The 23736-nt window shown below is 64.3% G+C and carries 26 protein-coding genes; 19 read left to right on the top strand and 7 right to left on the bottom strand.

Going from position 1 to position 23736, the window contains the following annotated elements; genetic code table 11:
• From Q0L57_RS18905 to Q0L57_RS18895, 3 genes are all read right to left on the bottom strand, one after another.
• Positions 1-938, bottom strand: a 938-nt coding sequence (locus Q0L57_RS18905) for an aminotransferase (protein WP_296744628.1), incomplete at its 3' end; no start/stop codon positions are given.
• An 8-nt stretch (positions 939-946) separates the two neighbouring features.
• Positions 947-1336 (bottom strand): type II toxin-antitoxin system VapC family toxin, encoded by a 390-nt coding sequence (locus tag Q0L57_RS18900; RefSeq protein ID WP_043061472.1) that lies wholly within the window; start codon positions 1334-1336, stop codon positions 947-949.
• A complete protein-coding gene (locus Q0L57_RS18895; RefSeq protein WP_043061471.1) occupies positions 1333-1575 on the bottom strand; it encodes an AbrB/MazE/SpoVT family DNA-binding domain-containing protein in 243 nt (80 codons plus the stop codon). The genes Q0L57_RS18900 and Q0L57_RS18895 overlap by 4 nt, the downstream gene beginning before the upstream one ends.
• A 179-nt stretch (positions 1576-1754) precedes the next feature.
• Here Q0L57_RS18895 and Q0L57_RS18890 point away from each other — a divergent pair, with 179 nt between their 5' ends.
• The 3 genes from Q0L57_RS18890 to Q0L57_RS18880 all read left to right on the top strand — a co-directional run bounded on the left by Q0L57_RS18890 (position 1755) and on the right by Q0L57_RS18880 (position 6134).
• Complete coding sequence (locus tag Q0L57_RS18890) at positions 1755-3005, top strand: hypothetical protein (protein WP_133178092.1); 1251 nt, start codon at positions 1755-1757, stop codon at positions 3003-3005.
• Positions 3002-4048 (top strand): site-specific integrase, encoded by a 1047-nt coding sequence (locus tag Q0L57_RS18885; RefSeq protein WP_043061468.1) that lies wholly within the window; start codon positions 3002-3004, stop codon positions 4046-4048. Before Q0L57_RS18890 ends, Q0L57_RS18885 begins: the two co-directional genes overlap by 4 nt.
• Positions 4049-4118: 70 nt before the next feature.
• Positions 4119-6134, top strand: a complete 2016-nt coding sequence (locus Q0L57_RS18880; RefSeq protein ID WP_043061467.1) for an ATP-binding protein — start codon at positions 4119-4121, stop codon at positions 6132-6134.
• Between the two features lie 49 nt (positions 6135-6183).
• Here the strand turns inward: Q0L57_RS18880 and Q0L57_RS18875 are convergent, their stop codons facing one another.
• From Q0L57_RS18875 to Q0L57_RS18860, 4 genes are all read right to left on the bottom strand, one after another.
• Complete coding sequence (locus Q0L57_RS18875) at positions 6184-6684, bottom strand: hypothetical protein (RefSeq protein ID WP_061780449.1); 501 nt, start codon at positions 6682-6684, stop codon at positions 6184-6186.
• On the bottom strand, positions 6677-7495 hold the full coding sequence (locus Q0L57_RS18870) for a hypothetical protein (protein WP_064312603.1): 819 nt from the start codon (positions 7493-7495) through the stop codon (positions 6677-6679). Before Q0L57_RS18870 ends, Q0L57_RS18875 begins: the two co-directional genes overlap by 8 nt.
• Positions 7496-7498: 3 nt before the next feature.
• On the bottom strand, positions 7499-7678 hold the full coding sequence (locus Q0L57_RS18865; protein WP_043061464.1) for a hypothetical protein: 180 nt from the start codon (positions 7676-7678) through the stop codon (positions 7499-7501).
• A gap of 79 nt (positions 7679-7757) precedes the next feature.
• On the bottom strand, positions 7758-8150 hold the full coding sequence (locus Q0L57_RS18860) for a helix-turn-helix domain-containing protein (RefSeq protein ID WP_043061463.1): 393 nt from the start codon (positions 8148-8150) through the stop codon (positions 7758-7760).
• 68 nt (positions 8151-8218) lie between these two features.
• On the opposite strand from Q0L57_RS18860, the gene Q0L57_RS18855 reads away from it, so the two are divergent.
• The 16 genes from Q0L57_RS18855 (at position 8219) to Q0L57_RS18780 (ending at position 23714) form a co-directional block, all read left to right on the top strand.
• Positions 8219-8890, top strand: a complete 672-nt coding sequence (locus tag Q0L57_RS18855) for a cation transporter (protein ID WP_286165192.1) — start codon at positions 8219-8221, stop codon at positions 8888-8890.
• Positions 8891-8922: 32 nt separating this feature from the next.
• Complete coding sequence (locus Q0L57_RS18850) at positions 8923-9258, top strand: hypothetical protein (protein WP_061780451.1); 336 nt, start codon at positions 8923-8925, stop codon at positions 9256-9258.
• A gap of 57 nt (positions 9259-9315) precedes the next feature.
• The gene (locus Q0L57_RS18845; protein WP_043061461.1) at positions 9316-10593 is read left to right on the top strand and encodes a TolC family protein; all 1278 of its coding nucleotides are present in this window, start codon (positions 9316-9318) and stop codon (positions 10591-10593) included.
• Positions 10593-11756, top strand: a complete 1164-nt coding sequence (locus tag Q0L57_RS18840) for an efflux RND transporter periplasmic adaptor subunit (protein ID WP_043061460.1) — start codon at positions 10593-10595, stop codon at positions 11754-11756. The genes Q0L57_RS18845 and Q0L57_RS18840 overlap by 1 nt, the downstream gene beginning before the upstream one ends.
• Before the next feature lie 4 nt (positions 11757-11760).
• Positions 11761-15006 (top strand): CusA/CzcA family heavy metal efflux RND transporter, encoded by a 3246-nt coding sequence (locus Q0L57_RS18835; protein WP_043061459.1) that lies wholly within the window; start codon positions 11761-11763, stop codon positions 15004-15006.
• A gap of 57 nt (positions 15007-15063) precedes the next feature.
• Positions 15064-15552 (top strand): SRPBCC family protein, encoded by a 489-nt coding sequence (locus tag Q0L57_RS18830; RefSeq protein ID WP_043061492.1) that lies wholly within the window; start codon positions 15064-15066, stop codon positions 15550-15552.
• Positions 15549-15917 (top strand): hypothetical protein, encoded by a 369-nt coding sequence (locus Q0L57_RS18825; RefSeq protein WP_043061458.1) that lies wholly within the window; start codon positions 15549-15551, stop codon positions 15915-15917. Before Q0L57_RS18830 ends, Q0L57_RS18825 begins: the two co-directional genes overlap by 4 nt.
• Positions 15918-15984: 67 nt before the next feature.
• Positions 15985-16326: a flagellar hook-basal body complex protein FliE gene (gene fliE / locus Q0L57_RS18820; RefSeq protein WP_043061491.1), complete on the top strand. Its 342-nt coding sequence runs from the start codon at positions 15985-15987 to the stop codon at positions 16324-16326.
• A 66-nt stretch (positions 16327-16392) separates the two neighbouring features.
• On the top strand, positions 16393-17244 hold the full coding sequence (locus Q0L57_RS18815) for a bestrophin family protein (RefSeq protein WP_286165191.1): 852 nt from the start codon (positions 16393-16395) through the stop codon (positions 17242-17244).
• 131 nt (positions 17245-17375) lie between these two features.
• Positions 17376-17630 carry a hypothetical protein gene (locus tag Q0L57_RS18810; RefSeq protein WP_232318554.1) on the top strand — a complete coding sequence of 85 codons (255 nt, stop codon included), beginning with the start codon at positions 17376-17378 and terminating at the stop codon, positions 17628-17630.
• Between the two features lie 3 nt (positions 17631-17633).
• Positions 17634-17834, top strand: a complete 201-nt coding sequence (locus Q0L57_RS18805; protein ID WP_296744627.1) for a hypothetical protein — start codon at positions 17634-17636, stop codon at positions 17832-17834.
• Entirely contained in the window at positions 17831-20329 is a 2499-nt protein-coding gene (locus tag Q0L57_RS18800) for a heavy metal translocating P-type ATPase (protein ID WP_061780452.1), read from the top strand. Before Q0L57_RS18805 ends, Q0L57_RS18800 begins: the two co-directional genes overlap by 4 nt.
• Positions 20330-20446: 117 nt before the next feature.
• Positions 20447-21067, top strand: coding sequence for a DedA family protein (locus tag Q0L57_RS18795; protein ID WP_043061455.1), 621 nt, complete (start codon positions 20447-20449; stop codon positions 21065-21067).
• A gap of 565 nt (positions 21068-21632) precedes the next feature.
• A complete protein-coding gene (locus Q0L57_RS18790; RefSeq protein ID WP_043061453.1) occupies positions 21633-22319 on the top strand; it encodes a ZIP family metal transporter in 687 nt (228 codons plus the stop codon).
• 55 nt (positions 22320-22374) lie between these two features.
• Complete coding sequence (locus Q0L57_RS18785) at positions 22375-22758, top strand: DUF305 domain-containing protein (RefSeq protein WP_052814285.1); 384 nt, start codon at positions 22375-22377, stop codon at positions 22756-22758.
• Positions 22759-22862: 104 nt separating this feature from the next.
• Entirely contained in the window at positions 22863-23714 is an 852-nt protein-coding gene (locus tag Q0L57_RS18780) for a cation diffusion facilitator family transporter (RefSeq protein ID WP_082049403.1), read from the top strand.
• Positions 23715-23736: the final 22 nt, after the last annotated feature.

The following is a 23736-nucleotide window of genomic DNA, read 5'->3' as shown; positions in this document are numbered from 1 at the left end:
ACGGTCGCGTCGCCGGCGACGGTGCGCCGTTCGGGCTCGCGGGCGAAGGCGCAAACCTGCAAGTCATGCGGGGCGGTGTAGTCTGCCGGCGGCTTCTTCCACGGGATCAGCACATTCAGTTTCTTGCGGGTCGCTGCGGCGTTGCCGGCGATCACAACGAGGTTCGTCCGAGCAAGCGTGGGTACGGTCGCGGTGATCGCGGCGTCCATGGACGCAATGGCGGTCGCATGATTCACGGGATCCCGCAGCTCCAGCAGGCGCTGCAGCTGACGCAAGCCCTTCGGAACGACGCTATCCCGATTCACCTCAAACCAAATGCCACGACCGTTGTGGACATTCTTGCCCGTAGTCGGATCTTTCAGGTTCTTCTCGCCATGGAGGAGGGCGGCGACGGCCGAGTTGGTAAGGGAGGCGCGCCACTTTGCTTCCCCGACGATGACCCGGACCACGTTCCCGGCCGCGTCGAGCCGTACCCCGACGAAGTCGGAACCGAAGCGACCGAATACCTGGCGCTTGCGGGATGGATCGTAGCGAAGGTCCCACAGATAGCTCTCCACATCGGCATGGAAGCGGAAAAGGAAGATCGGGACCGACCACTGATGCTCGCCGACGAGTTCCTCTGCATAGGCCTGGGTTACCAAGCCGGCGACTACTTCGCCAAATAGGCCACGCCGGGCGACGGCCGGCAGGCAGTCTGGATAGCAGGCATGGGCTCCCGCCGCCCCAGCGTCCGGGTGAAGGTCGATGCCGACCTGCTTATGAAAATGTTCGCGCGCGTCGAGATGAGCTGACTCAAAATACGGGCGAAGAGCGTCGATCAGACTCTTGTCGATTGGCTTGATCTGTTCGAGCAGGAGGTGACCGTAGCGATCTTCGATCGTCCCGTTGGCATCGAGCCACGCCTCAAGTGCGGCAGATGGGGGCGGTTCGGTGTGCACCTCACAACCTACCGGATAGTCACGATCTTCACGGCCACGTCGCCTGCTATGTCGCGCCACGCTTTGTCGGCGGTGTACGCCGCGACGCCGAGGCGTTTGGCCAAAGCGAGGCAGAAGCGATCGCCCAGCGACAACCCGGCCGATGAGGTGGCAGCGCGCAGGTTACCGGCATCCCAGGCGAGCGCATCATCCGCCGCGACGACGGTATAGGGCAGGGCCGCCAGCATCGCCCGCACGTCGTCAAGCGGCGCGCCTAGATGAACAAAGTGGCTGATGACCTCCGCCTGATTGATCGCGCACACTGAGGCATCCGCAATCACGCTGCCGACCTTGCTGGCACCGCGCTCGCCTTTCAACAGTGCGAGGATCGCCGAGACATCGAGAACGACATGGGTCATTCGCCGCTGTCCTCGCGCCGTACGGCAAGAAAGTCATCGACCGACGCGCCGGGCTGTTGTGCGTAGCGCTTGGCGATTGCTTGCGCCTTTGCCACCGCCTGCTCCACGGTGCGCAGGATAACTCCGTCCGGCGTTTCTTCGACAAGGACCGCACCGCCATCCTCAAGCCCTAGGCGCTTTCGAATGCCCACCGGCAGGCTCATACGACCATTTGGTGTGATGTTAACTTGTAGCGTCATATGGCAAAGCCCGCGTGTGGTGGCATTAGGAGTTATATATGCCACCATGATAGCGAAGAGGCGAGGGGGTAAACGCAAGCCGCCATCGATCCCGACAGCCACAATAGTTACTAGCGATAAGCCCGATTCCTGCTAGCAAGGTGGCAGGCAAAATTATGGGTCGGAACGGAGCCGAAACAGTGATCATCGACGTGCCGACGCCGGATGAATTTCACGATGCCGGCGTCAATCAGCTCTACCTGGCATGGAAGATCACCATGGACGCGCACGACGCGTGGTCCATCGGAGTTGGTGCCAGTGGGGATGCGGAGGCGACCGACGACTATTGGCGAAGTGTGCAGCCTGCACTGTCGAACGCCTACAGCCTTATCCAGCAAGCGATGGAGCTCGGCCTCAAGGGCCGGATCGCGCGCGTGTCGCCATACCTCCTCCTTGGCGATCCAGCCGACTGGAGCCCGAAGGCGGCGAAGGGGGCAACATCGTTTGGCGAGCTGCCGAGCCTCGAGGCGTCAAAGCTCGTAGCCGTGCACAACAGCGTTGCGGACCCGCCGCTGGACCCGGCGTTCAACACCTTCTGGACCGCGGTTCGCAAAGACCGCAACCGCATCATGCATTCGGCGCCGCGCGTAACCTTCACTGCGGGTGAGGTCACCCGTACCATCCTAATGGCGGCAAACGCGCTTTTTGCGGAGACATCATGGGTTGACCGGTTGTTTGCGATGGAGGGGGAGAGCAAGTTCGCCATCTTCGGCCTGGATGACCACGTCTACAGCGCCGTTGTCGGCCAGGTGGCCTGTGCCATCGAATTCCTCACACCCGCGGAGGCGATCGACCTTTTCGGCTTCAATCCCAGGCAGCATGCCTATCTCTGTCCTGCCTGCTTTGAGGCCACGCCGTACGATTATGCGGTGGATCTCCCAAAGCTAGCCCAGTTTGCCGCCAAGGTGCCCGGCGAGACCGAGCTAAGCTGCGTCGTCTGCCAGACGACGACTGACGTTAGCAGAGACGAGTGTGTGTATCCGGAATGTGTCGGTAACGTCATCGCCATGGAGCGGTGCCTGACCTGCTACCAGCTGCAGGACGAGCATCTGAAGATCGACGGCCCACCAAACGATGGCCAGGGGGATACTGTCTATGGCTACGACTTCATCTTTGGCCGGCCCCGCGAACGATCGGGGCGAACTTTTCTGAAGCACTATCAACGCGAAGACAGCGATGACGGTGCCATCGCCTTTGGGAAGCGAGCGCTGACGACACCTCACCTCGCAAGCTGGACCAGCGTCTCGATCTACGAGCACCAGTCCGGTATCTTTCCCTTTGGTGACAAGGCTCGAGTGCGCCCGCTTGGTCATTGGCTACGTCAGGAGGGCACGCTGTCATGGCACAAGGACGTGACTCTCTATGATCCTGTGCATGACGGTCCAGTATGATCGGCGATGATGCCGCGGAGCGCCGCGCGCTTCTCGCGATCGGGCCGATCGATCTGTCGCCAGCGTCAATCGATCTCGCACCGGATCTTAACCAGAGCGACCGCGCCCGGGTCGACCATTTCCTGGCGCGCGCATCGGCGGATGCGACCTTGCGTGCCTATCGGTCCGACTGGCGACTGTTCACGACCTGGTGCGACACACGCGGCTACGCCTCACTCCCGGCTTCACCCATTGTCACGGCTGCGTTCCTAAGCGAGCTTGCCAGAGACGGTAGCACCCATTCGAATGGGCGACCGTTATCCAAGTCGTCCATCGGTCGGCGGCTGGCCGCGATCGTCTTTGCCCACCGCGCCGCTGAGCTCGAACCGCCAACCGTACAAGCCGGCGCGGCCGCGCTGGATCGCGTGATGCGGGGTATCCGTAACGCCAAACGCAGCGATCGCCCGGCGAAGAAGCGGCCGGCCGACAGCGACGTGCTGCGTGACATGGTGCGCCATATCACCGGCTCCGCCCTCATCGACTACCGGGATCGCGCGCTGCTGAGCATCGGCATGATGGGGGCGTTCCGCCGCTCTGAGCTGGTCGCGATTGACATCGCCGATGTGGCCGAAGATCCACGCGGGCTGCTGGTCACGATTCCGTTTTCGAAGGGCGATCAGGAGGGCAAGGGGCAGAGCGTCGCGGTCCTCGATGGTCGTCGCATGGAGCCTGTGCGCCATTACCGCGCCTGGTTGGAGGTCGCGGGCATCACCGAGGGGCCCGTGTTCCGCCGTCTCACACCGCACGGCCGCCTCACCGAAAAGCCAGTTAGTCCGCAAACAGTGGCGCTGGTGGTCAAGGCGCGCGCAGCCGCAGCCGGCTATGATCCGGCACTTTTCTCAGGCCATTCACTGCGCGCCGGCTTCCTGACCGAGGCGGGTCGCCATGGTGCCAATTTGTTTAAGATGAAAGAGCACAGCCGCCATAAGTCGCTCGAGATGCTCAGCGAGTATGTTCGCGATCAGGAGGCGTTCCGCAATCACGCCGGCGAAGGCTTTGCGTAATGAGCAGGCGCGGAAGGGATGGGTTGGCGTTGGCGAGGATGTCGCATAGGCATAAGGGCGAGGGGACGCTGTGAAGACCGACACATCCGATGACTTCCAGTTCAGCCTGGCAGGCCGCGTGCGCAACCTTGGTTTCGCGCCCTCTCCGTTGAACGCGCTGTTCCCGTTGTTCGAGGCAATCGCCAACGCGTTCCATGCCATCGAGGCGCGCTGGGATCGTGAGGCGACGGCGAAGGGCGTCATCACGGTGACGATCCTACGCAGCAGCTCGGACGACGAAAACCCACCGGTCGCTGGCTTCCTGATTGAAGACAACGGGATCGGGTTGAACACCGACAATTGGCGCGCGTTCCGCACCGCAGATACCGCCAGCAAGATCAGCCGCGGCGGTAAGGGGGTGGGTCGCCTTTCCTGGCTGAAGGTGTTTCAGAACACGCACGTCAACAGCAGCTTCAGCGAAGGCGGCTCAACGCTGCACCGGTCGTTCGACTTCGCTGTCGCCCAGAACGACGCCAGTCCGCTGATTGGCCATGAGTTGCGGCTTGCGGGTGCGACCCCGACCATCGGCACGAAAGTGCGGCTGGAGCCTTACGTGCAATCCTACAGTGCGCATTGTCCTCGCAAGGTCGACACGATAGCCGCGCACATCATTGGTCATTTCCTGCGCAACTTCGCCAGCTATGAAGTGCCATCCTTCACGCTTGTTGATCGTGCCGAGCGGATCAGCCTGCTCGATTTTTACAGCAGCAACGTCGAGTCCGACACGCCCGAGACATTGAAAGTCGTCCTCGAGCCCGGGGAAGAACCGATCGACGTTGATATGTACCACATCCTGCTCAACAAGGGATTGCGCCTGCACGACGGCGGCAAGCACTGGAACCTGTATGTGGGCGATGGCCGCGTTGTTCGCGACGAGAAAATCGATAATCAGCTTGGGCTTGGTTACATCGGTGAAAATAGCGACTCCGTCTATATCGGCTTGGTGTCAGGCGACTACCTGAACGGCCACGTTAATCAGGAGCGCACCAACTTCACGTTCCGCGAAGATGACTATCGCAGCCTGCATCAGGCGGCGGTCGACGCTGCCAAGCGACACCTAGCGCCCTATATCGAACAGGTTCGCACCAAACAGGCCGGTATTACCTTGCGCGTCGTACGTGAGAACCCGCAGTTTCTGGCCGTCGCCAGCAATATCCCGGCTTTCGTCGAGGAGCATCTATCGCTCAACGCCAAGTCGGAGGAGGATATTTATATCGAGCTGGCGCGCCAGCGTCGACGCAAGCAACGCGAGACGAAGCGCGAGATAAAGGCACTATCCGCCGGCAATGCCAGTGAGGTCGTCGACCGGGTGCAGAAGGTTGCCAGTGCGATCAACTCGGACAAGAAAGCGTCGCTCGCCGAATATGTCGTTAAGCGGAAGGAGATCCTCGATCTCCTCGACAGTTCGCTGGCGTACGTCGATCCGGAGAAGCGAGACTACTTGCGTGAGGAGATCGTCCATGACCTCATCATACCGATCCGCTCGGATGGCGAAGCGCTCGACTATGAAGACCATAACCTATGGATTCTGGATGATCGACTAGCCTTCTATTCCTATTTGAAGTCCGACAAGCCCTTCACAACGTTTCTCACCGACAGCGACAGTACCCGCGAACCGGACGTCGCCGTTGTTTTCGATCGATCGCTGGCGTTCGACCGTGAAGGTACTGACGAACCGATTATCATTGTCGAATTCAAGCGACCCGGCCGACCCAACTACAGTCATAGCGACAACCCGGTCACGCAGGTGCTTGAATATGTAAACATCATGCGGAACGGCGGAGCGTTCAAGGATCGCACCGGCAGGTTCCGCAAACCTATTCCTCCCAGCACCAGATTTATCTGCTTCGTCGTCGCTGATTTTACGCCAAAGCTGGTCGAGGTTGTATCAATGTCGATTGCTCAGAATAAAAGTGCGGATGGCGAGGGGTACTTTGGCTTTTCGCCCATCCACAATGCCGTCGTTGAGGTTCTGCCTTACAACAAGCTGCTTCATGATGCCCGGCTGAGAAACGAGGCCTTCTTTGCCAAGCTCGGGCTGAACTAGTTACTCGGAATCACGAATTTGCGCGGATGACATAGCTGCGATTCCTATGTCAGCTAGGGAGGGCATCAGGTGGCACTACCGTCTCTGGTGGCGTATAAAGCTGGTCCCTAGTCGCGCGAACCACGTCGTTTACATATTCCGGCCATGGGCCGGCACCTGGTGGCATCGCAGCTTCTTCCTGTCGGTCCCGCAGGCGATTGCGGATCGTGCGGGCGGTGGTGCGGGTCGCCTCGTTGTCATCGTGCCAGGCGCCCCAGCGAACCCGCCAGTTAACGTATCGTGGCGCGAAAACCAGGAAGATCAAGGCCCCCACGCCGACGCCGTGTTCGCCAAGCAGCAGGATGGGAAGCGTGGCAATGGCGAATGCCTGAATCAGCGCCCAACAGGAACGATGACGGCGAAAGCCGTTCTGAACCAGCGTCGTCGGCCACCACGGACCTGCGACTGCCCATGCCGCGAGCGCGACCAACAGGCCGGTCAACACCATGCTGACGACGAAACCGATCCACAGCAGCGCCTTGGGAGCAATGAAGGTCAAGAAATCACCCATGCTGGCGCTGCGTGTCGAGGTCGCGCAGCTCGCGCAACAGATCGGTGGCCGGCGTCGAGACCACGATATCGTGGATGACCTTCTGGTCGAGGCTGATCACGTCTCCGACCGGACGTTCCGCGTAGCGAACCAGCGCAGGCTCGCTGGACGGCGTCCAACGTCGCGACGTGCCGGGCTTGAGTTCGAAAAGAAAGCGAGCAGGGGAGGCCAGGCTGATGCTCTGCGTTTGGCCATCGCTGCTCTGGCGGATGTCGGCGACCACGCCGCGATAGCCGACCCCAAGTCCGTCATGCTGGAGATCGGTCAGCACATAGGCGATCGGGCGATGACCGTGCTGCGTAGGCTTGATGATATGCGTGTAGGCCCAGCCGTGCCCGCCAAAGTCCCACCCTTCCGTAGCGACATCGAGTGCATCGTCGGCCATCAGCATGACGACTGCCAGCGTCGAGAAAATCGGTGCGCAAATGCCCCACACCAGATCACTAGCGCTCAACGCGGCTGCCTTTGGCCCACCCTGCGCGACGATCAGCAACGTGCCGATCGGATTGACCGCGGGCGTCCGGTAATCTGCGGGCAAGAAGCGGCTGACGTCGATCAGAAGCGTTTGCACCAGCCCGATAGCAAGCCCGGTCAGCAGGTGCGCGATCAGGGAAACGGCGACCCCGATCGCCAGCACGCTCAATGCGTTAACCGGCAGATCCGGGCGCGCAACGGCGTACCGGCGGGCGCGGGTATTCCAGAGCAGGATTGCGAAGAAGCCAGGAAGGAGGATTGCAACGCCTGTGACAACGGCCAGCGTCAGTGAGAACAAGGCTCAGGCCTCGACCAATTTCCGCTTACCGGTCGCCTGGTCAATGACCATCTTAGGGCGCTTGCCCGCAGCCTTCATAGCCTTGAGCTCCCGCTCGAGGCGTAACATGTCATCGTAACCGCCAAGCTGCCACGCGATCGAGGCGGTCTCTTGCTGTTCGCGAGGGGTCAGAACAGTGGCCATGTGGACAACATAGGGACGCGATCGCGCCGCGTCTATGGGGCACGGTCCTATACCAGCATCTGACGGCCTGAAGGCTTAGTCAGCCAGCGTTCGAAAGTGCGTCGATGATCCGACAATCGGCGATCGTTGTCGCGTCGCAGGTCGCTCCCCATTGCACGATCTCGGTTCTCAGCGCGGCGAGATCGGCGAGCTTGCGATCGATCTCATGGATGTGAACCGCGGCGATCGCATCGACCTCCGCGCAGGAGCCGCGCGGATCGTCTGCTAACCGCAGAAGGTCACGCACCTGGTCGAGGGTGAAGCCAAGATCGCGCGAGCGCTTGATGAACGACAGGCGATCCAGGTGGGAGCCGTTGTAAACGCGGTAGTTCCCTCCGCTGCGGATCGGCGCCCCGATCAATCCTTCCGCTTCGTAGAAGCGTACCGTCTCGACCTTCAACCCGGTCAATCTTGCTATTTCACCGATCTTCATCACAGACCCTTGACCCTCTAGTGGGATGAGGGTTCATATAGGGGGTCCGACCCAACGAATCGAGCACGATGATGGCGGACGCCTGTTGTTCAGCAAAGCGCGACACGATCGCGGAACTTGGCCGTAAGGCCGAGCAGCGACGCGCGCTGATCGTCGTCATGGTCATCAACCTATCGATGTTCGCCATCGAGTTCGGTGGTGGGCTGCTGGCCCGCTCGTCGGCGCTGATGGCGGACTCTGTCGACATGTTCGGCGATGCCGTGGTCTATGGGCTGAGCCTCTATGCACTCAATCGTGGCGCACGTTGGGAGGCGGGAGCGGCGATCGCCAAGGGCGGCCTCATCCTGGTATTCGGCATCGCCGTCCTCGTCGAAATCGCCGGTAAGATCGCCAACGGCGTGCCGCCGTCTTCGACGCTGATGCTCGGCTTCGGCGGGGCGGCGCTGGCAGCGAACCTCACGTGTCTGGCGCTGTTGTGGCGTTTCCGCGCTGCGAACGTGAACATGGCGAGCACCTTCGAGTGTTCGCGCAACGATGTCGCATCAAACATCGGAGTGCTCATCGCAGCGAGCCTCGTCCACCTCACAGGTGCCGCATGGCCCGACATCGTGGTCGGAGGCGTCATTGCGATTATCTTCCTCCGCTCCGCGTGGCGGGTGTTCGCGGATGCTATCCCCGCATGGCGTTTTGCTGACAGGTCCAGTGCCTACAATCGCCCTCATCGCGGAGAGAACGCATGACATCGGGTCGTCATGGTGATAGGCGCGTTCCCATGCTGGCCCGCGCCTGGTCCTTGCTGCTCCTCCTGCTGGCGTCGTCGCTCGTGATGACGGCGACCGTCCACGCGCGCGAAGTGCCGGGGCAGGCGACGACGATCGAATGCACAGGCGTCGTCCATGTAGATGGTGATGCCGATCAGTCGCAGGGTGATGCCGACAAGGCGATCCCGCATCATCATGGAACCTGTCACGGACAGGCTCTGAGCATTCCGCAGGCTGACGCCATCCCGGTCACCTTCAATATCGAGGGCGCTCGTCCCAAACCCGGTTTCGACGCCGTGCGGGCGCTGAGTTCCGTCGATCCGGCGTTGCGGCCGCCAAACGCCTGACGGATGCTGCCGGCCGGGATGACCCGGCCTGACGACATTCGTTAGGATTCCTCGACAATGCAGAAATTGTGCGCAGCCTTGCTGGCTGCGGCGTCGTGCGCCTCGGTGGCCCACGCGCAAGCCGGGCCGCCTGCGCCTATCACGCAGGCTGGACCGATCTATTCGCTCGACCAGGCGGTCGTCGCTGCCGGCGGCTCGGCGCCTTCGACCTCGGCCGCTACCGCTGCCATCGAAGCCGCACGTGCGGGCCGGACCGTTGCGGGATTGCGCCCCAACCCGGTCTTCCAAGGACAGATTGAGAATATAACGGGCTCCGGACCCTATCGGGGCGTGCGCGCCGCAGAGACTACGGTCGGGTTCGCCATTCCGATCGAACTGGGTGGCAAGCGCAGCGCCCGGGTCGGAGTTGCCAACGCCCAACTCTCACGCGCCGAGATCCAGGCGGCCATCATAGCCGCGGACGTGCGGTTGCAGGTGACGCAGCTCTACGTCGAAGCGGTCGCAGCCGAGCGGCGGGTGACGACGGCGCGGGATCAGGCGCGGATAGCGGGCGACGCACTCCGCGCGGCAAGTGTTCGCGTGCAGGCCGGACGGGCGTCGCCGCTCGAACAACAGCGCGCCGACGTCGCGCGGATCAACGCCGAGGCCAACGTCGAGCGTCAGCTCCGACTTTCCGACGCGGCCCGGGCGAATCTGGCGCGACGCATTGGTCAGCCGATCGATGGCCGTCTCGACGAGACGTTGCTCGATCGATTGCCCGACGCGGCGGCCTATGGGCCGGCGGCACCGGTACGAACGGTCGGAACGCTGGCGCTGGCCGCAGCCGATGCCGACTTCAGCATCGCGGATGCGGGCGTAAGGCTCGCGCGCGCCAATCGGGTGCCGGACATCAACGTCGGTCCGGCGCTGCGCAGGCTGGAAGCGACGAACGACACCGCGGCCGTCTTCACGGTCTCGATACCGATCCCGGTGTTCAACAACGGCCGCGCGGCGATCGCACAGGCGACTGCACAGCGTACCCAGGCGGACGCTCTTCGCCGGGTGACGGCGCTCGACATCGAGCAAGCCATCACTGACGCGCAGGCTCAGGCGGCGAACGCGGCGACGACTGCGCGTGCGGCGTCCGGACCGGCTTTGGCGGCCGCGCAGGAAGCGGCTCGGATCGCGCGCATCGGATATCGCGAAGGCAAGTTCGGGCAACTCGAACTGCTCGACGCCGAACGCACCCTCGCCGAGACGCGCGTCGCCGCGATCGACGCGCTCGCCAACTACCAGAATGCACGCGCGCAAGTGGAGCGGCTGACCGCCCCTGCGCCCGTTGGGGGAAACCAGTGATGAAAAGCTATTATCTCGTGGGCGCAGCGACGGCCGCCCTCCTGCTGTCGGCATGCGGCGGTGGAAGCGACGCCGGAAACGAAGCCGCTGCGAACGAGGCATCGAACAGCGCGTCGGCGAACGCCGGGGCGGAAGCACCGGCGCAGAAGGATGCCGTGACGCTCACGCGGGAGCAGATCGCCGCAGCCGGAGTCCAGATCGGCCGTCCGATCGTCGGAGGTGCGGGAACGATCGAGCTTCCTGCAATCATCGAAGGCGATCCGCAGGGCACACAGGTCGTGTCAGCTGCCATCGCCGGTCGGGTGGTCGCGCTCACGCGCAATCTCGGGCAGACCGTCGGCCGAGGTCAAACGATCGCCGTGATCGAAAGCCGGGAGGCCGCACAGATCAAGGGCGAGGTGCAGGCCGCACGTGCACGGCTGCAGCTCGCGAACTCCAATCTCGCGCGCGAACAGCGCTTGTTCTCGCAGAAGGTCTCGCCCGAGCAGGACCTGATCGCGGCGCGCACCGCAGCGACGGAGGCGCGCATCGCGCTGACCCAGGCGCAGAGCACCGTTTCGGCAGCCGGCGTCGGCGGGGCGGGACTGAACCGGCTGGGAATCGCCGCACCGATCTCGGGCCAGGTGATCGCACGGCCCGTGACCCTCGGTCAGACCGTGACGGCCGATGCCGAGCTCTATCGCATCGCCAATCTCGGCCAGGTGTCGCTGGCTTTGAACCTCAAGCCGGAGGATGCCGGCCGCGTCCGTCCCGGCAACGTCGTGACGGTCAAGGCCGCGGGCCGGCAGGCGACGGCGCGGATCACCTTCGTGTCGCCAGCGCTCGATCCCCAGACCCGCCTCGTGCCGTCGATCGCGACGCTCGACAATCGTGGTGGCACTTGGCGCGTCGGCGAACCCGTGACCGCTTCGGTCGAACTGACGGGCAGCGGCGGCAGCGGTGCGATCCGTGTGCCGACCACGGCGGTGCAGACCGACGAGGGCAAATCGGTCGTCTTCGTACGAACTCCGAACGGCTTCCAGGCGACCCAGGTGCAGCTCGGCGACGCATCCGGTGACACGGTGATCGTCCGCTCCGGCCTGACCGGCCGTGAGCAGATCGCCACCACCGGCAGCTTCACGCTCAAGGCCGAACTCGGCAAGAGCGAAGCGGTAGAGGATTGAGATCATGATCGCCCGCATCGTCACATGGGCGGTCGAGAAGCGTTGGCTCGTCCTGCTGCTCGCCGTCATCGCCGCAACCATCGGCGCCTTCTCCCTCTACCGGCTGCCGATCGACGCGGTGCCGGACATCACCAACAATCAGGTGCAGATCAACGTTCGCGCGCCAGCGCTGTCGCCCGAGCTGGTCGAGAAGCAGGTGTCGTTCCCGATCGAGACGGCGCTCGCCGGCACCCCGGGCCTCGAATACACCCGCTCGCTGAGCCGCAACGGCTTCGCCCAGATCACGGCCGTCTTCTCCGACGCGACCGACATCTACTTCGCCCGCCAGCAGGTCGGCGAACGGCTGCAGGGCGTGGCCGAGAACCTGCCCGACGGCGTGAACCCCGAAATGGGACCGATCGCGACCGGTCTGGGCGAGGTGTACATGTACACCGTCCGCCTGCAGCACCGCGCCGACGACAAGCACAAGCCCGGCGAGCCGGGCCAGCAGCCCGACGGCAGCTACATCACCCCCGAGGGCGATCGGCTGACGAGCGAGGAGGACAAGGCGACCTATCTGCGTACCGCGCAGGACTGGATCGTCACCCCGCTACTGAAGAACACGCCCGGCCTGGCTGGTGTCGACTCGATCGGAGGCTATGCCAAGCAGTTCCTGGTCGTCCCCGATGTCCAGAAGCTCGCTTCACTCGGCATCACGCTGACCGAACTGGGTAACGCTCTCGAGCGGAACAATACCAGTGTCGGAGGCGGCTTCGTCAACCGCAACGGTGAGGGACTGGCGGTAAGGTCGGACGCTCTGGTCCGCAACACCGGCGAGTTGGCCCGGACCGTCGTGGCGACCCGCAACGGTGTGCCCGTGACGCTCGATCAGGTCGCGACCGTTCGCACCGGACAGGCGATCCGGATGGGTTCCGCGTCCGAGAACGGCACCGAGGTCGTGGTGGGCACCGCGATCATGCGGATCGGTGAGAACAGCCGCTCGGTCGCGACCGCGGTCGCGGACAAGCTGAAGACGATCAACGCCTCGCTTCCGCCGGACGTGGTGGTGCAGCCGGTGCTCAACCGCACCGAGCTGGTTAACTCCACCATCCGGACGGTGGCGCGCAACCTCGGCGAAGGCGCGGTCCTCGTCATCGTCGTCCTGTTTCTCCTGCTCGGAAACTTCCGCGCGGCGCTCATCGCAGCGCTCGTCATTCCGATCACGATGACGCTAACCGGATTCGGGATGCTCAAGGCAGGCGTCTCTGCCAACCTCATGAGCCTCGGCGCGCTTGACTTCGGCCTGATCGTCGATGGTGCGGTCATCATCGTCGAGAATGCGTTGCGCAGGCTCGCGGAGCGCCAACATCACGAAGGCCGACGGCTCACCGTCAAGGAGCGGCTCGCGAGCGTGGCGGCTGCCGCGCGCGAGATGATCCGGCCTTCGGTATACGGACAGGCGATCATTATACTCGTCTACGTACCGCTGCTCACGCTCACCGGCGTCGAGGGCAAGACGTTCGTGCCGATGGCGCTCACCGTCATCATCGCGCTCGCCTTCGCGTTCGTGCTGTCGCTCACCTTCGTGCCTGCGATGATTGCCATCTGGCTGTCGAAGAAGGTCGATGAGGAGGACGGCCGCATCGTCACCTGGCTCAAGAAGCGCTATGAGCCGGGGCTCAATCGGGCCATGAGGCGTCCCACGATCACGATCGGGGCGGCCGTCGGCAGCCTCGTCCTGGCGGTCTTAGCGTTCGGAACGCTGGGGCAGGTGTTCCTGCCGCAGCTCGACGAGGGTGACCTGCTCATCCAGTCGCTGCGCATCCCGGCGACGTCGGTCCAGCAGAGCCAGGCGATGCAGGTGCCGATCGAACGCATGATGTCGAAGCAGCCCGAGGTGCAGTTCGTCTATTCGAAGACGGGCACCGCCGAGCTCGCATCGGACCCGATGCCGCCCAATGCCACGGACATGTTCGTCATCCTGAAACCGCGCGACGCCTGGCCCGACCCCAAGTTGGCGAAGGAGGATCTGGTCAAGCGCATCGAGGGCAATCTCGCGAAGTTCCCGGGCAACGCCTACGAGATCACCCAGCCGATCCAGATGCGCTTCAACGAGCTGATCGCAGGCGTTCGCGGCGACATCGCCGTCAAGGTCTTCGGCGACGATTTCTCCGCCATGAACCGGACGGCGGAGCAGGTCGCGTCAATCCTGCGCAAGACGCAAGGCGCGGCCGACGTGAAGGTCGAGCAGACGACGGGTCTCCCGATGCTCGACATCCGCGTCAACCGCGATGCGATGGCACGCCTCGGCGTCACCGCTCAGGATGTGCAGGACACCGTCACCGCCACCCTCGGTGGCCGCACCTCCGGGCAGATCTTCGAGGGAGACCGCCGCTTCCCGGTTGTCATCCGCCTCTCGGAGGCGCAGCGTTCGGATCTGGGGCTGCTGCAGCAGGTCCAGGTTCCGGTCGCCGGCGGGTCCTTCGTTCCCCTTTCCAGCGTCGCCGACATCGGAGTCGTGGACGGGCCGAACCAGATCAGCCGCGAAAACGGCAAGCGCCGGGTGGTCGTGCAGGCCAACGTGCGTGGTCGCGACGTCGGAAGCGTTGTGGCCGACGCACAGGCTGCCATCGGCAGCCAGGTGCGCCTGCCACCGGGCAGCTATCTCGAATGGGGTGGACAGTTCGAGAACCTCCAGTCGGCCAGCGCAAGGCTGAAGCTGGTCATCCCGGCCTGCTTCGTCCTGATCCTGTTCCTCCTCTATGGCGCCCTGGGATCGGTGCGTGATGCCGCGATCGTGTTCACCGGCGTGCCCTTCGCGCTGGTGGGCGGCGTGCTGCTTCTCTTCGTGCGCGGCATGGACTTCTCGATCTCCGCCGCGGTGGGCTTCATCGCGCTGTCCGGCATCGCGGTCCTCAACGGCCTCGTCATGGTCAGCTCCATCCAGGACCTGATCCGTTCGGGCATGGACCGCGCCGAGGCGGCGCATGTTGGTGCGATGCAGCGCCTGCGTCCGGTCGCCATGACGGCGCTGGTGGCATCGCTCGGCTTCGTACCGATGGCGCTCGGACATGGTGCCGGTGCCGAGGTGCAGAAGCCGTTGGCGACGGTCGTCATCGGCGGGCTGATCTCGGCGACGCTGCTGACGCTCTTCGTGCTTCCCACCCTCTACGCGCGGTTCGGGCAGAAGGCGATCGAGCTGCCGGAGCACTACAACGAAGAGCACGAAGGCGATGATCACGGTCAGACCTTCGGGAAGACCATGGCCTGACGAACGAGGAGGGCGGCACCGTCGTGCCGCCCTCCCATATCGATGATGGGGATACCCATGCCGGAGATCACGATTTCCCGAGTTTTCCATGGCCCGCCGCTGCGGATCTGGTCCGCGCTGATAGAGCCCGAGCACCGTCAAGCCTGGAGGCCGATGATCCAGCTCGACGATGCCAGCCAGGTTGGCGAAACCCAGTGCACGTTCGCCTTTCCGGGCTGGTCACGCTCCGTCCGTTCACCCGCCGAGGTCGACCACCTGGACAAGCCCCGGGCTTTCGCCTGGTCGTGCGGCATTCCTCACGTGTTCATGATCGAGGAGCGCTTCGAACTCCAGGGCGACGACGGCGGCACCACGGTGTCGCACAGCTGCGCCCTCCGGGGCCTGCTCTCGCTCCCGATCGCCGCGATGGTTCTGCGTCGTCTGCGCGTACTGATGATCGAGGCCGACGACCGACTTGCGGCCTACCTTCACTGGCGCGCCGGACAGGCGGTCCGCGGAGCCGACCGGCGCCGCATAGCGCAGCACTATCGGAGGAAGGTACGATGATTGGCATCAAGATCGTCGCGATGGTCGGCTTCGTGGTCCTGACCGGCTGCTCGAAGCCCGCGCCCAGCGACCCGCCCACCCAGCAGGAGGTTCATTCCGCCGACAGCGGGGTGTCGAGCGGGCAACTCGGCCGTCACCGCTATCGCTGCGACGACGGAAGCAGGCTGCTGATCGACTACAAGGACGATGGACTGCGGCTCGACCTGCGCGACGGGAACGATGCTCCTCCCCGGATCCTCAGCGCGCCCACGCAGAGGCTGCAATATGTCGGCGACGGCATCACGGCGACATTCTCCGGAACGCAGCTGACGATCGTCGAGGGCACGAGCCGAACCCGGACCTGCGTCCAGGAGGGCAGCAAGTGACCCGATCGTATCAACGGTGCGGTTCGGCCGGAACACGTCCGCGCAGACGTCAGCGGAGGGCGTGACGATGTCCGATCCGACCATCTCGAACGTCATGGCGATCCGCGCAGACGTGATCGCGCGCAGTCGAGCGCTTCGCGAAGCGCAGCCGAACGTCGCGCCCGGCGCGGCGCCGGGCACCCCCTCGTCCAGTTTCGCACAGACGCTCGATGGCGTCGTAGCGAAGGTCAACGAGACGCAGCAGCGGGAAGACGTCGCTACCGAGGCCTACGAGCGCGGCGAGACGAACGACATCGCGACCGTCGCGCTGATCCAGAACCGTGCAAGTGTCGCGTTCGAAGCGACGCTTCAGGTCCGCAACAAGCTTCTGTCCGCATACAAAGACATCATGAACATGCCGCTCGGCTGATGCCGAAGCATGCTGGAGCAATGAACATTTATGATTGTGGGCGCCACGCCACGATTTCGGCAGATCATGTTTGAGGTATGGAAGCCGCTGACGATCCTCTTCGTATGGGACGTTGCGGTCACCGCCTTCCACTTCATGACGCCGATCAAGGAGCCGCCGCTTCCGACTGCGTTGTTCGGCACCGCGATCGCGCTGTTCATGGGCTTTCGGACCAACGCCGCATATGCGCGCTGGTGGGAGGCGCGGACTTTATGGGGCGCGCTCATCAACGCGTCGCGATCTTTGTCGCGCGTCGCGCGGAGCCTTTCGGAAGGGAAGGACGATGCGGAGGGTCTCCACCAGGATGTGGTCCGTCGGCAGATCGCCTTCGCCCATGCGATACGATGCCAACTCCGCCGCGAACCCGCCTACGACGAGATCAGGCGGATCGCGGGCGAAACGCTTGCCGAAATGGTCGTTAAGAAGACGAACCCGGCCAATGCGATCCTGAACAGCATCTCTCTGCTGTTCGCCAGTGCCCTCGCGAACCGCAGGATCGACACCATTCAGCAGGCGATGGTCGAGCGCGTGCTGGTCGACATCGCCAACGCCCAAGGCGGTATGGAGCGGATCAAGAACACCCCGCTGCCGAATGGCTTCCGTTTCTTCCCGAACCTGTTCACCCGCCTGTTCTGCCTACTCTTGCCCATCGCGCTGGTCGAATCGCTCGGGCTCTGGACGCCGATAGGCTCGACGTTGATCGGCCTCGTCTTCCTCGCCGTGCTGAGCATCGGCGAAGATCTCACCGATCCCTTCGCCAACACCGTCCACGATGTGCCGCTCACCGCCATGTGCCGCACGATCGAGATCGATCTGCTCGAGTCCGCCGGCCTCGAGGCGCCAGCACCGCTCAAACCGGTGCATGGAGTCCTGTGGTGAGCAGCGAGCGAGCTAAACGGACGGCTGTGCCTCGTGGCAGGCTCTCCCTGCTCGCGCTCGCCGCACTGGGCCTCACGGCTTGCGGGCCAGCGCCAGACGACACGGAAGGCGTTCTTCACAACGCGGAGACGATGCCGGACTTGGTTGGGCAACGTGTCGTCTACTGCGACGACGGATCGCGCGCCGACGTCGACTACCTCCGCGATGGTCTGCGTATGGCGGTCACCTGGCTGCCGCGCGGCAGGACGGAGATCCTGCGCGCGCGGGGCACCGGTGACGAGTTCCGCAACGGCAGCACGAGGGCGGTGATCGCGGGTGGATCGATCGCCTTCACCCGCTCCGACGGCAAGGTGCGCGTCTGCCACCGCACCAAGGGGGAGAACTGAGCGATGCGCCCTCTTGCACGCACTTCGTTGTCGGCGTCCGCGGTGATCCTCGGCACGATCATCATCACCAGAAGCGGGCTGAAGCTGCGGCTGGTTTCGTGTTCTCGGCACCTCGCCGCGAGCGTCGTCTTCCTCGCCGCCGCACGCGAGATGCGACGCGATGCCCGCATACGATCGAAGATCACAGTTGGGAGGCCGTCATGAACGACAAGCTCGAACTCGACATTCCGGTGCTGCTGCCCGACCTGCCCGATGCCGCCGACGCCTGCCTGGAGCGCCTCGTCTCCACCCTGGCGACGCGCGACGGCGTCGAGAAGGCCCACGTCATCGCTGTCGACGGTGACGCCCCTGCGGCACTGTGCATCCATTTCGACGCCGCCAAGCTGCCGCTGCCGCGGCTGCGCGAGATGGTACGTGCGGCAGGCGCCGAAATCACCGAACGCTACGGCCATTCCGTTTGGGAGGTTACGGGGATCACGCACGAACGTCGGGCACGCACGATCGGCGACACGCTCTGCGCGATGCCCGGCGTTGTCCAGGCGAGCGCGACCACCAGCGGAACGATCCGCGTCGAATACGATCGGCAGCGGACCGGCGAGGACGAGATCCGTGCGACGCTTCGCAAGCTCAAGGTGGGTCTCGGCGAACGGATCGCAGCCGACGATCATGCCGGACACGATCATGGGAAGGGCGCCCGGACGAAGGAGGAGCAGCATGGCCCAGGCGACGGCCACGACCATTCGCACGCCGAGTTCCTAGGGCCCAACACCGAGTTGATCTTCGCTCTCGCCTGCGGTGCGCTGCTGGGGATAGGGTACGGCGTCGAGAAGCTGATGCCTGACGCGGCGCAATGGCTGCCGACCGCCTGCTTCGTCGCGGCCTATCTCTTCGGCGGCTTCTTCACGCTGCGCGAGGCGATCGACAACCTGCGACTCCGCAGGTTCGAGATCGACACTCTGATGCTGGTCGCCGCAGCCGGTGCCGCAGCCCTTGGCGCCTGGGCGGAAGGCGCGCTGCTGCTCTTCCTCTTCAGTCTCGGTCACGCGCTCGAGCATTATGCGATGGGTCGCGCCAAGAAGGCCATCGAGGCGCTGGCCAAGCTCGCGCCGGAGATCGCGACCGTTCGGCGGGACGGCCAGAAAAGCGAGATACCCGTCGAACAGCTGGTGATCGGCGATGTCGCGATCGTTAGGCCGAACGAACGCCTGCCTGCAGACGGCTTCATCATCAAGGGCTCCAGCGCGATCGACCAGGCTCCCGTCACCGGCGAGAGCATCCCGGTCGACAAGATCCCCGTCGCCGATGCCGCGATCGCTCGTGCCAAGCCGGACGCGGTGGGTCCGGAAAGCCGGGTGTTCGCCGGTACGATCAACGGCGGGAGCGCGATCGAGATCGAGGTGACGCGTCGCTCAAACGAGAGCGCACTCGCCAAGGTCGTGAAGATGGTCAGCGAGGCGGAAACGCAGAAATCGCCGACGCAGCGGTTCACCGATCGCTTCGAGCGGGTGTTCGTGCCTGCCGTCCTCGTGCTCGCCCTTCTACTCCTGTTCGCCTGGGTCGTCGTCGACGAGCCCTTCCGCGACAGCTTCTACCGGGCGATGGCTGTGCTGGTGGCGGCAAGCCCCTGCGCGCTGGCGATCGCGACGCCGAGTGCAGTGCTTTCCGGCGTCGCGCGAGCGGCGCGAGGCGGTGTCCTGGTCAAGGGCGGCGCGCCGCTGGAAAATCTCGGATCTTTAAAGGCGATCGCCTTCGACAAGACTGGCACGCTGACCGAAGGACGGCCACGCATCACCGATGTCGTGGTGGTCGATGCTGCCGACGAGAACGAGCTGCTGGCACTCGCCGTCGCGGTCGAGGCGCTCAGCGACCACCCGCTTGCGCAGGCGATCGTCAAGGACGGCCGTGAACGACTCGGCGCACGCGGACTACCCGAAGCCGGAGACCTCAAGAGCCTCACCGGCCGCGGCGTCACCGCAACCGTCGGAGACGAGACGGTATGGATCGGGAAGGCCGAGATGTTCGGCAAGGAAGGCATTCCGGTATTGGGTCAAGGGGCAACGAGTGCCGTCGCCGCGCTGCGCGAGAGCGGCCGGACCACGATGGTCGTGCGCAAGGGCGACCGGGATCTCGGCGCCATCGGTCTCATGGACACGCCGCGCGAGGCCGCGAGGACCGCGTTGCGCCGTCTGCACGACATGGGTGTGTCACGGATGATCATGATCTCCGGCGACCATCAGAAGGTCGCCGAGGCGATCGCCCGGGACGTCGGGATCGATGAAGCCTGGGGCGATCTGATGCCCGAGGACAAGGTGGCCGCAATCAAGAAGCTGGCAGGCGAGGACAAGGTCGCGATGGTCGGCGATGGAGTCAACGATGCACCTGCCATGGCGAGTGCGACCGTCGGGATCGCGATGGGCGCGGCCGGGTCGGACGTGGCTCTGGAAACCGCGGACGTGGCGCTGATGGCCGACGATCTGGCCCATTTGCCGTTCGCGGTGGGTCTCAGCCGTCACACCCGTGGGATCATTCGCCAGAACGTCTTCGTCAGCCTCGGCGTCGTCGGCTTCCTCGTACCGGCGACCATCCTGGGGCTCGGGATCGGACCCGCGGTAGCGGTGCACGAGGGATCGACCTTGCTGGTCGTCGTCAACGCCTTGAGGCTGCTAGCCTACCGCGATCCGACCGGTAGGGCAGGATGACGGTGGAAGCCGTGAGAACGCCCACGTCTGAAAAGGCAGTTGCGTGCAGCAGCCTGGGGATGTTGCTCGAGCATCGTCTTCGGCTGCGCCCGCGACGCTCGGGGATCTGAAATCACAATGTTCGACATCATACTGGATGTACTTTCCTCCTTCAAAGGTTTCGGCGTTTTTCTGCTGATGCTTTTGGAGAACGTCTTTCCGCCGATCCCGTCGGAGGTGATCCTGCCGCTCTGCGGCTATGTCGCCACGCGAGGTGAAATCGGCGTGCCAGCCGTCATCGTCGCCGGCACGCTCGGATCGGGTGTCGGTGCGCTCCTGTGGTACTATGCCGGTCGCTGGGTCGGCGTCGATCGCCTGAAGCGCTTCGCCGCCTCGCACGGCCGCTGGCTGACACTGACCCCAAGCGAGATCGATCGGGTCGACCGCTGGTTCGATCGGCGCGGGCGCTGGGCGGTGCTGTTCGGACGCATGATCCCGGGCATCCGCACGCTGATATCCGTGCCGGCCGGCGTCAGCGGAATGCCGCTCGTACCGTTTCTCGTTGCGACGTTCGCAGGATCCGCAATCTGGACGAGCGTCCTGGTGGTGGCCGGCTTCCGATTGGGCACCCGGTATCGGCAGGTGGCCGACCTCATCGAGCCCACCAGCAACGCCGTGATCGTTGCCGCCTTCATCTGGTACGCCTGGAGGGTCGCAACGTTCGATCCATCGAGGGGGGGCACTGATGGCCCTCAGTAATCTTCGCGCGCGTCGATCCATTCGGGTCCGGGCCTGCTCGGATCGCACCCGGATCCGTTCTTCGGCGGGCGCCTTGCGTGGCCGTGCGATCGCCCTGCCTGTCCTGCGGACCATCACAGGGCAGAAGCGTTGCCTGACCACCCGATGAAGACGCTTCAGCTTTTCGCCGCTCTTCTTCCGGCCGGCCTGTGGCTCCTGGCCGCCAACCTGCTTGTACGCACGACGCGCCTTGGCAGAACCTACAGTCTGATCTCCACCCCGCATGTGCTCGTGCTGATCCGATGGATCGGAATGTTCCATCGCATCGGATTCGCGACATGGAGGCGCCGCGGAGGGAAGTGGCACTGGTCCTCACAACCAGGGCCGATCGCATGATCGTGAGGATCCGAAGGTCGGCATACCGACCGGCATCGACCGCATCGAGGGAGCGACGATACGCTGCGAAGACGCCGAAGCGCCGCGGCGGTCGGAGCACGATCCGACTTCGGACGATTGGTGATGGAAGGCTGTCCCGACCGACCGGGCGAAGCCGATCGCGCGGACATTCGCGTTTGGGAGTACTGCCATGCTGGCACTGAGCTACACCATCATCCCGACCATCGCGGTCATTCTGGGCGCAATTGCCGCGGTCGTGCGACGTCCCGGTGCCGCCTTTACCAGCGCCATGCAGCATCTCGCGGCCGGCGTCGTGTTCGCCGCGGCGGCGACAGAGATCCTTCCGCAGGTCAAGCACGAGGCGAGCCCGACCGCGACGTTGATCGGCGGGGCCGCCGGTGTGGCGGTCATGCTCGCGCTCAAGGGCTTCGAGGAACGCTTCGAAGGTCCCGCCGCGCTGCTGGGCGCGATCGGGATCGACCTGCTCATCGATGGCCTCGTGTTGGGACTGGCATTCGTCGCCGGCGCCAAGGCGGGCATCCTGCTGACGGTCGCGCTGACGCTCGAGGTGCTGTTCCTCGGCGTGACGCTCACGACGGAACTCGGTGAGACCATGCGCTCCAGGCTGCGGGTCGTCCTGACGGTCGCAGGCCTCGCCCTTCTGCTTCCGATCGGATCGCTGGCCGCGCTGCCGGTGGCCACACTGTCACCCGTGGTGATCGCCGGCTTTCTGAGCTTCGGCCTCATGGCGCTCCTCTATCTGGTTACCGAGGAGCTGCTGGTCGAGGCGCACGAGAAGCCGGACAGCCCACTCATCAGCGCCTTCTTCTTCATCGGCTTCCTCGCGCTGCTCGCGCTCGAGGAGATCGCCGGATGAACCGCCTCGATCCCAATCGGCGCCCTGCGCCCACCCATCCGAAAGGAGAGACGACATGCCCACGATGAAGAAAATGCTGGCGGTCGCGGCCGTCGCCGCGACCGCGTCGGTGAGCGCGCAACCGGTCGCACAGACCATGCCGCACGGACGGCACCTGCGACCGGCCGCACCGACAGGTTCTCCCGCGACGCGGGCGTATCGCGCAGCCAACGCCAAGATGCACGGCGTCATGGACATCCGGTTCACCGGGGATGCCGATGTCGACTTCATGCGTGCGATGATCCCGCACCACGAGGGCGCGATCGCGATGGCGGAGGTCGAGCTGAGATACGGCCGCGATCCCGAAGTGCGGAAGCTCGCACGGGAGGTGGTCATGGCGCAGCGGGCTGAGATCTCGCGGATGCGCATCTGGCTCGCGAAGCGGGAGGCCGGCAAGTGAGCGCCGGTCACGACCACGGCGCCGGAGCGCACGATGCTGGCGCAGGGCACGATCACAGCCATGGCGCGGGCGGTCACAACCATGCGGCCGGCGCCAACGCCAAGATGCTGAGCTGGGCGCTCGCGCTGACCTTCACCTACTTCATCGCGGAGGTGATCGGCGGCTTCGTCTTCAACAGCCTGGCGCTCCTCTCGGACGCCGCTCACATGATGACCGACGTGATGGCGCTGGTGATCGCGCTGCTGGCTATCAAGCTGGGCCAGAAGCCGGCCGACGACAAGCGGACGTTCGGGTATCGTCGTTTCGAAATCCTCGCTGCGGCCTTCAATGCCGTGCTGCTGTTCGGCGTAGCGATCTACGTCTTCGTCGAGGCGATCAAGCGCTTCAGCACCCCACAGGAGGTTCAATCCTGGGGCATGCTGATCGTCGCGACGATCGGCCTCGTCGTGAACATCGTGTCGATGCGGTTGCTGATGGCGGGTAAGGAAGGCAGCTTCAACGTCAAGGGCGCCTATCTGGAGGTCTGGGCCGACATGATTGGCTCCGTCGGCGTCATCGCCGGCGCTCTCACCATCCGCTTCACGGGTTGGACCTGGGTCGACCCAATCGTAGCGGTCGGCATCGGCCTGTGGGTCCTGCCGCGTACGTGGATCCTGCTGCGCGACACCAGCAACGTCCTACTAGAAGGCGTTCCGGGCGGCCTCAAGCTCAGCGAGGTTCGCACCGCCATCGCCGGCGTGCGCGGCGTCGCCGACCTTCATGACCTGCATGTCTGGTCGATGAGCAACGACGAGGTGAACTGTACGGTCCACCTCGTACTCGATCGCGGTGCCGACGTCGATGGGACGCGCTCGGCCGTTCAAGCGCTTCTGCGAGACCGATACGAGATCGGACACAGCACGATCCAGACTGAGGTCTCGGGACGCGATTGCGCCGAACAGGGCATCCATCCTTGAGCCTCTCGGGCGAACCTCAAGG

It is taken from the genome of Mesorhizobium sp. (assembly GCF_024509055.1).
Taxonomy (GTDB): Bacteria; Pseudomonadota; Alphaproteobacteria; order Rhizobiales; family Rhizobiaceae; genus Mesorhizobium.
Note: the sequence above shows the minus strand (reverse complement) of the source record. Positions and strands in the feature narration are given on the sequence as shown.

Excerpts from the sequence above, each read along its gene's own strand:
- Q0L57_RS18900 (WP_043061472.1), bottom strand. The coding sequence starts at position 1,336 with ATGACCCATGTCGTTCTCGATGTCTCGGCGATCCTCGCACTGTTGAAA.
- Q0L57_RS18895 (WP_043061471.1), bottom strand. The coding sequence starts at position 1,575 with ATGACGCTACAAGTTAACATCACACCAAATGGTCGTATGAGCCTGCCG.
- Q0L57_RS18885 (WP_043061468.1), top strand. The coding sequence starts at position 3,002 with ATGATCGGCGATGATGCCGCGGAGCGCCGCGCGCTTCTCGCGATCGGG.
- Q0L57_RS18875 (WP_061780449.1), bottom strand. The coding sequence starts at position 6,684 with ATGGGTGATTTCTTGACCTTCATTGCTCCCAAGGCGCTGCTGTGGATC.
- Q0L57_RS18865 (WP_043061464.1), bottom strand. The coding sequence starts at position 7,678 with ATGGCCACTGTTCTGACCCCTCGCGAACAGCAAGAGACCGCCTCGATC.
- Q0L57_RS18860 (WP_043061463.1), bottom strand. The coding sequence starts at position 8,150 with ATGAAGATCGGTGAAATAGCAAGATTGACCGGGTTGAAGGTCGAGACG.
- Q0L57_RS18855 (WP_286165192.1), top strand. The coding sequence starts at position 8,219 with ATGATGGCGGACGCCTGTTGTTCAGCAAAGCGCGACACGATCGCGGAA.
- Q0L57_RS18850 (WP_061780451.1), top strand. The coding sequence starts at position 8,923 with ATGCTGGCCCGCGCCTGGTCCTTGCTGCTCCTCCTGCTGGCGTCGTCG.
- Q0L57_RS18845 (WP_043061461.1), top strand. The coding sequence starts at position 9,316 with ATGCAGAAATTGTGCGCAGCCTTGCTGGCTGCGGCGTCGTGCGCCTCG.
- Q0L57_RS18840 (WP_043061460.1), top strand. The coding sequence starts at position 10,593 with ATGAAAAGCTATTATCTCGTGGGCGCAGCGACGGCCGCCCTCCTGCTG.
- Q0L57_RS18835 (WP_043061459.1), top strand. The coding sequence starts at position 11,761 with ATGATCGCCCGCATCGTCACATGGGCGGTCGAGAAGCGTTGGCTCGTC.
- Q0L57_RS18830 (WP_043061492.1), top strand. The coding sequence starts at position 15,064 with ATGCCGGAGATCACGATTTCCCGAGTTTTCCATGGCCCGCCGCTGCGG.
- Q0L57_RS18825 (WP_043061458.1), top strand. The coding sequence starts at position 15,549 with ATGATTGGCATCAAGATCGTCGCGATGGTCGGCTTCGTGGTCCTGACC.
- fliE (WP_043061491.1), top strand. The coding sequence starts at position 15,985 with ATGTCCGATCCGACCATCTCGAACGTCATGGCGATCCGCGCAGACGTG.
- Q0L57_RS18815 (WP_286165191.1), top strand. The coding sequence starts at position 16,393 with ATGTTTGAGGTATGGAAGCCGCTGACGATCCTCTTCGTATGGGACGTT.
- Q0L57_RS18810 (WP_232318554.1), top strand. The coding sequence starts at position 17,376 with ATGCCGGACTTGGTTGGGCAACGTGTCGTCTACTGCGACGACGGATCG.
- Q0L57_RS18805 (WP_296744627.1), top strand. The coding sequence starts at position 17,634 with ATGCGCCCTCTTGCACGCACTTCGTTGTCGGCGTCCGCGGTGATCCTC.
- Q0L57_RS18800 (WP_061780452.1), top strand. The coding sequence starts at position 17,831 with ATGAACGACAAGCTCGAACTCGACATTCCGGTGCTGCTGCCCGACCTG.
- Q0L57_RS18795 (WP_043061455.1), top strand. The coding sequence starts at position 20,447 with ATGTTCGACATCATACTGGATGTACTTTCCTCCTTCAAAGGTTTCGGC.
- Q0L57_RS18790 (WP_043061453.1), top strand. The coding sequence starts at position 21,633 with ATGCTGGCACTGAGCTACACCATCATCCCGACCATCGCGGTCATTCTG.
- Q0L57_RS18785 (WP_052814285.1), top strand. The coding sequence starts at position 22,375 with ATGCCCACGATGAAGAAAATGCTGGCGGTCGCGGCCGTCGCCGCGACC.
- Q0L57_RS18780 (WP_082049403.1), top strand. The coding sequence starts at position 22,863 with ATGCTGAGCTGGGCGCTCGCGCTGACCTTCACCTACTTCATCGCGGAG.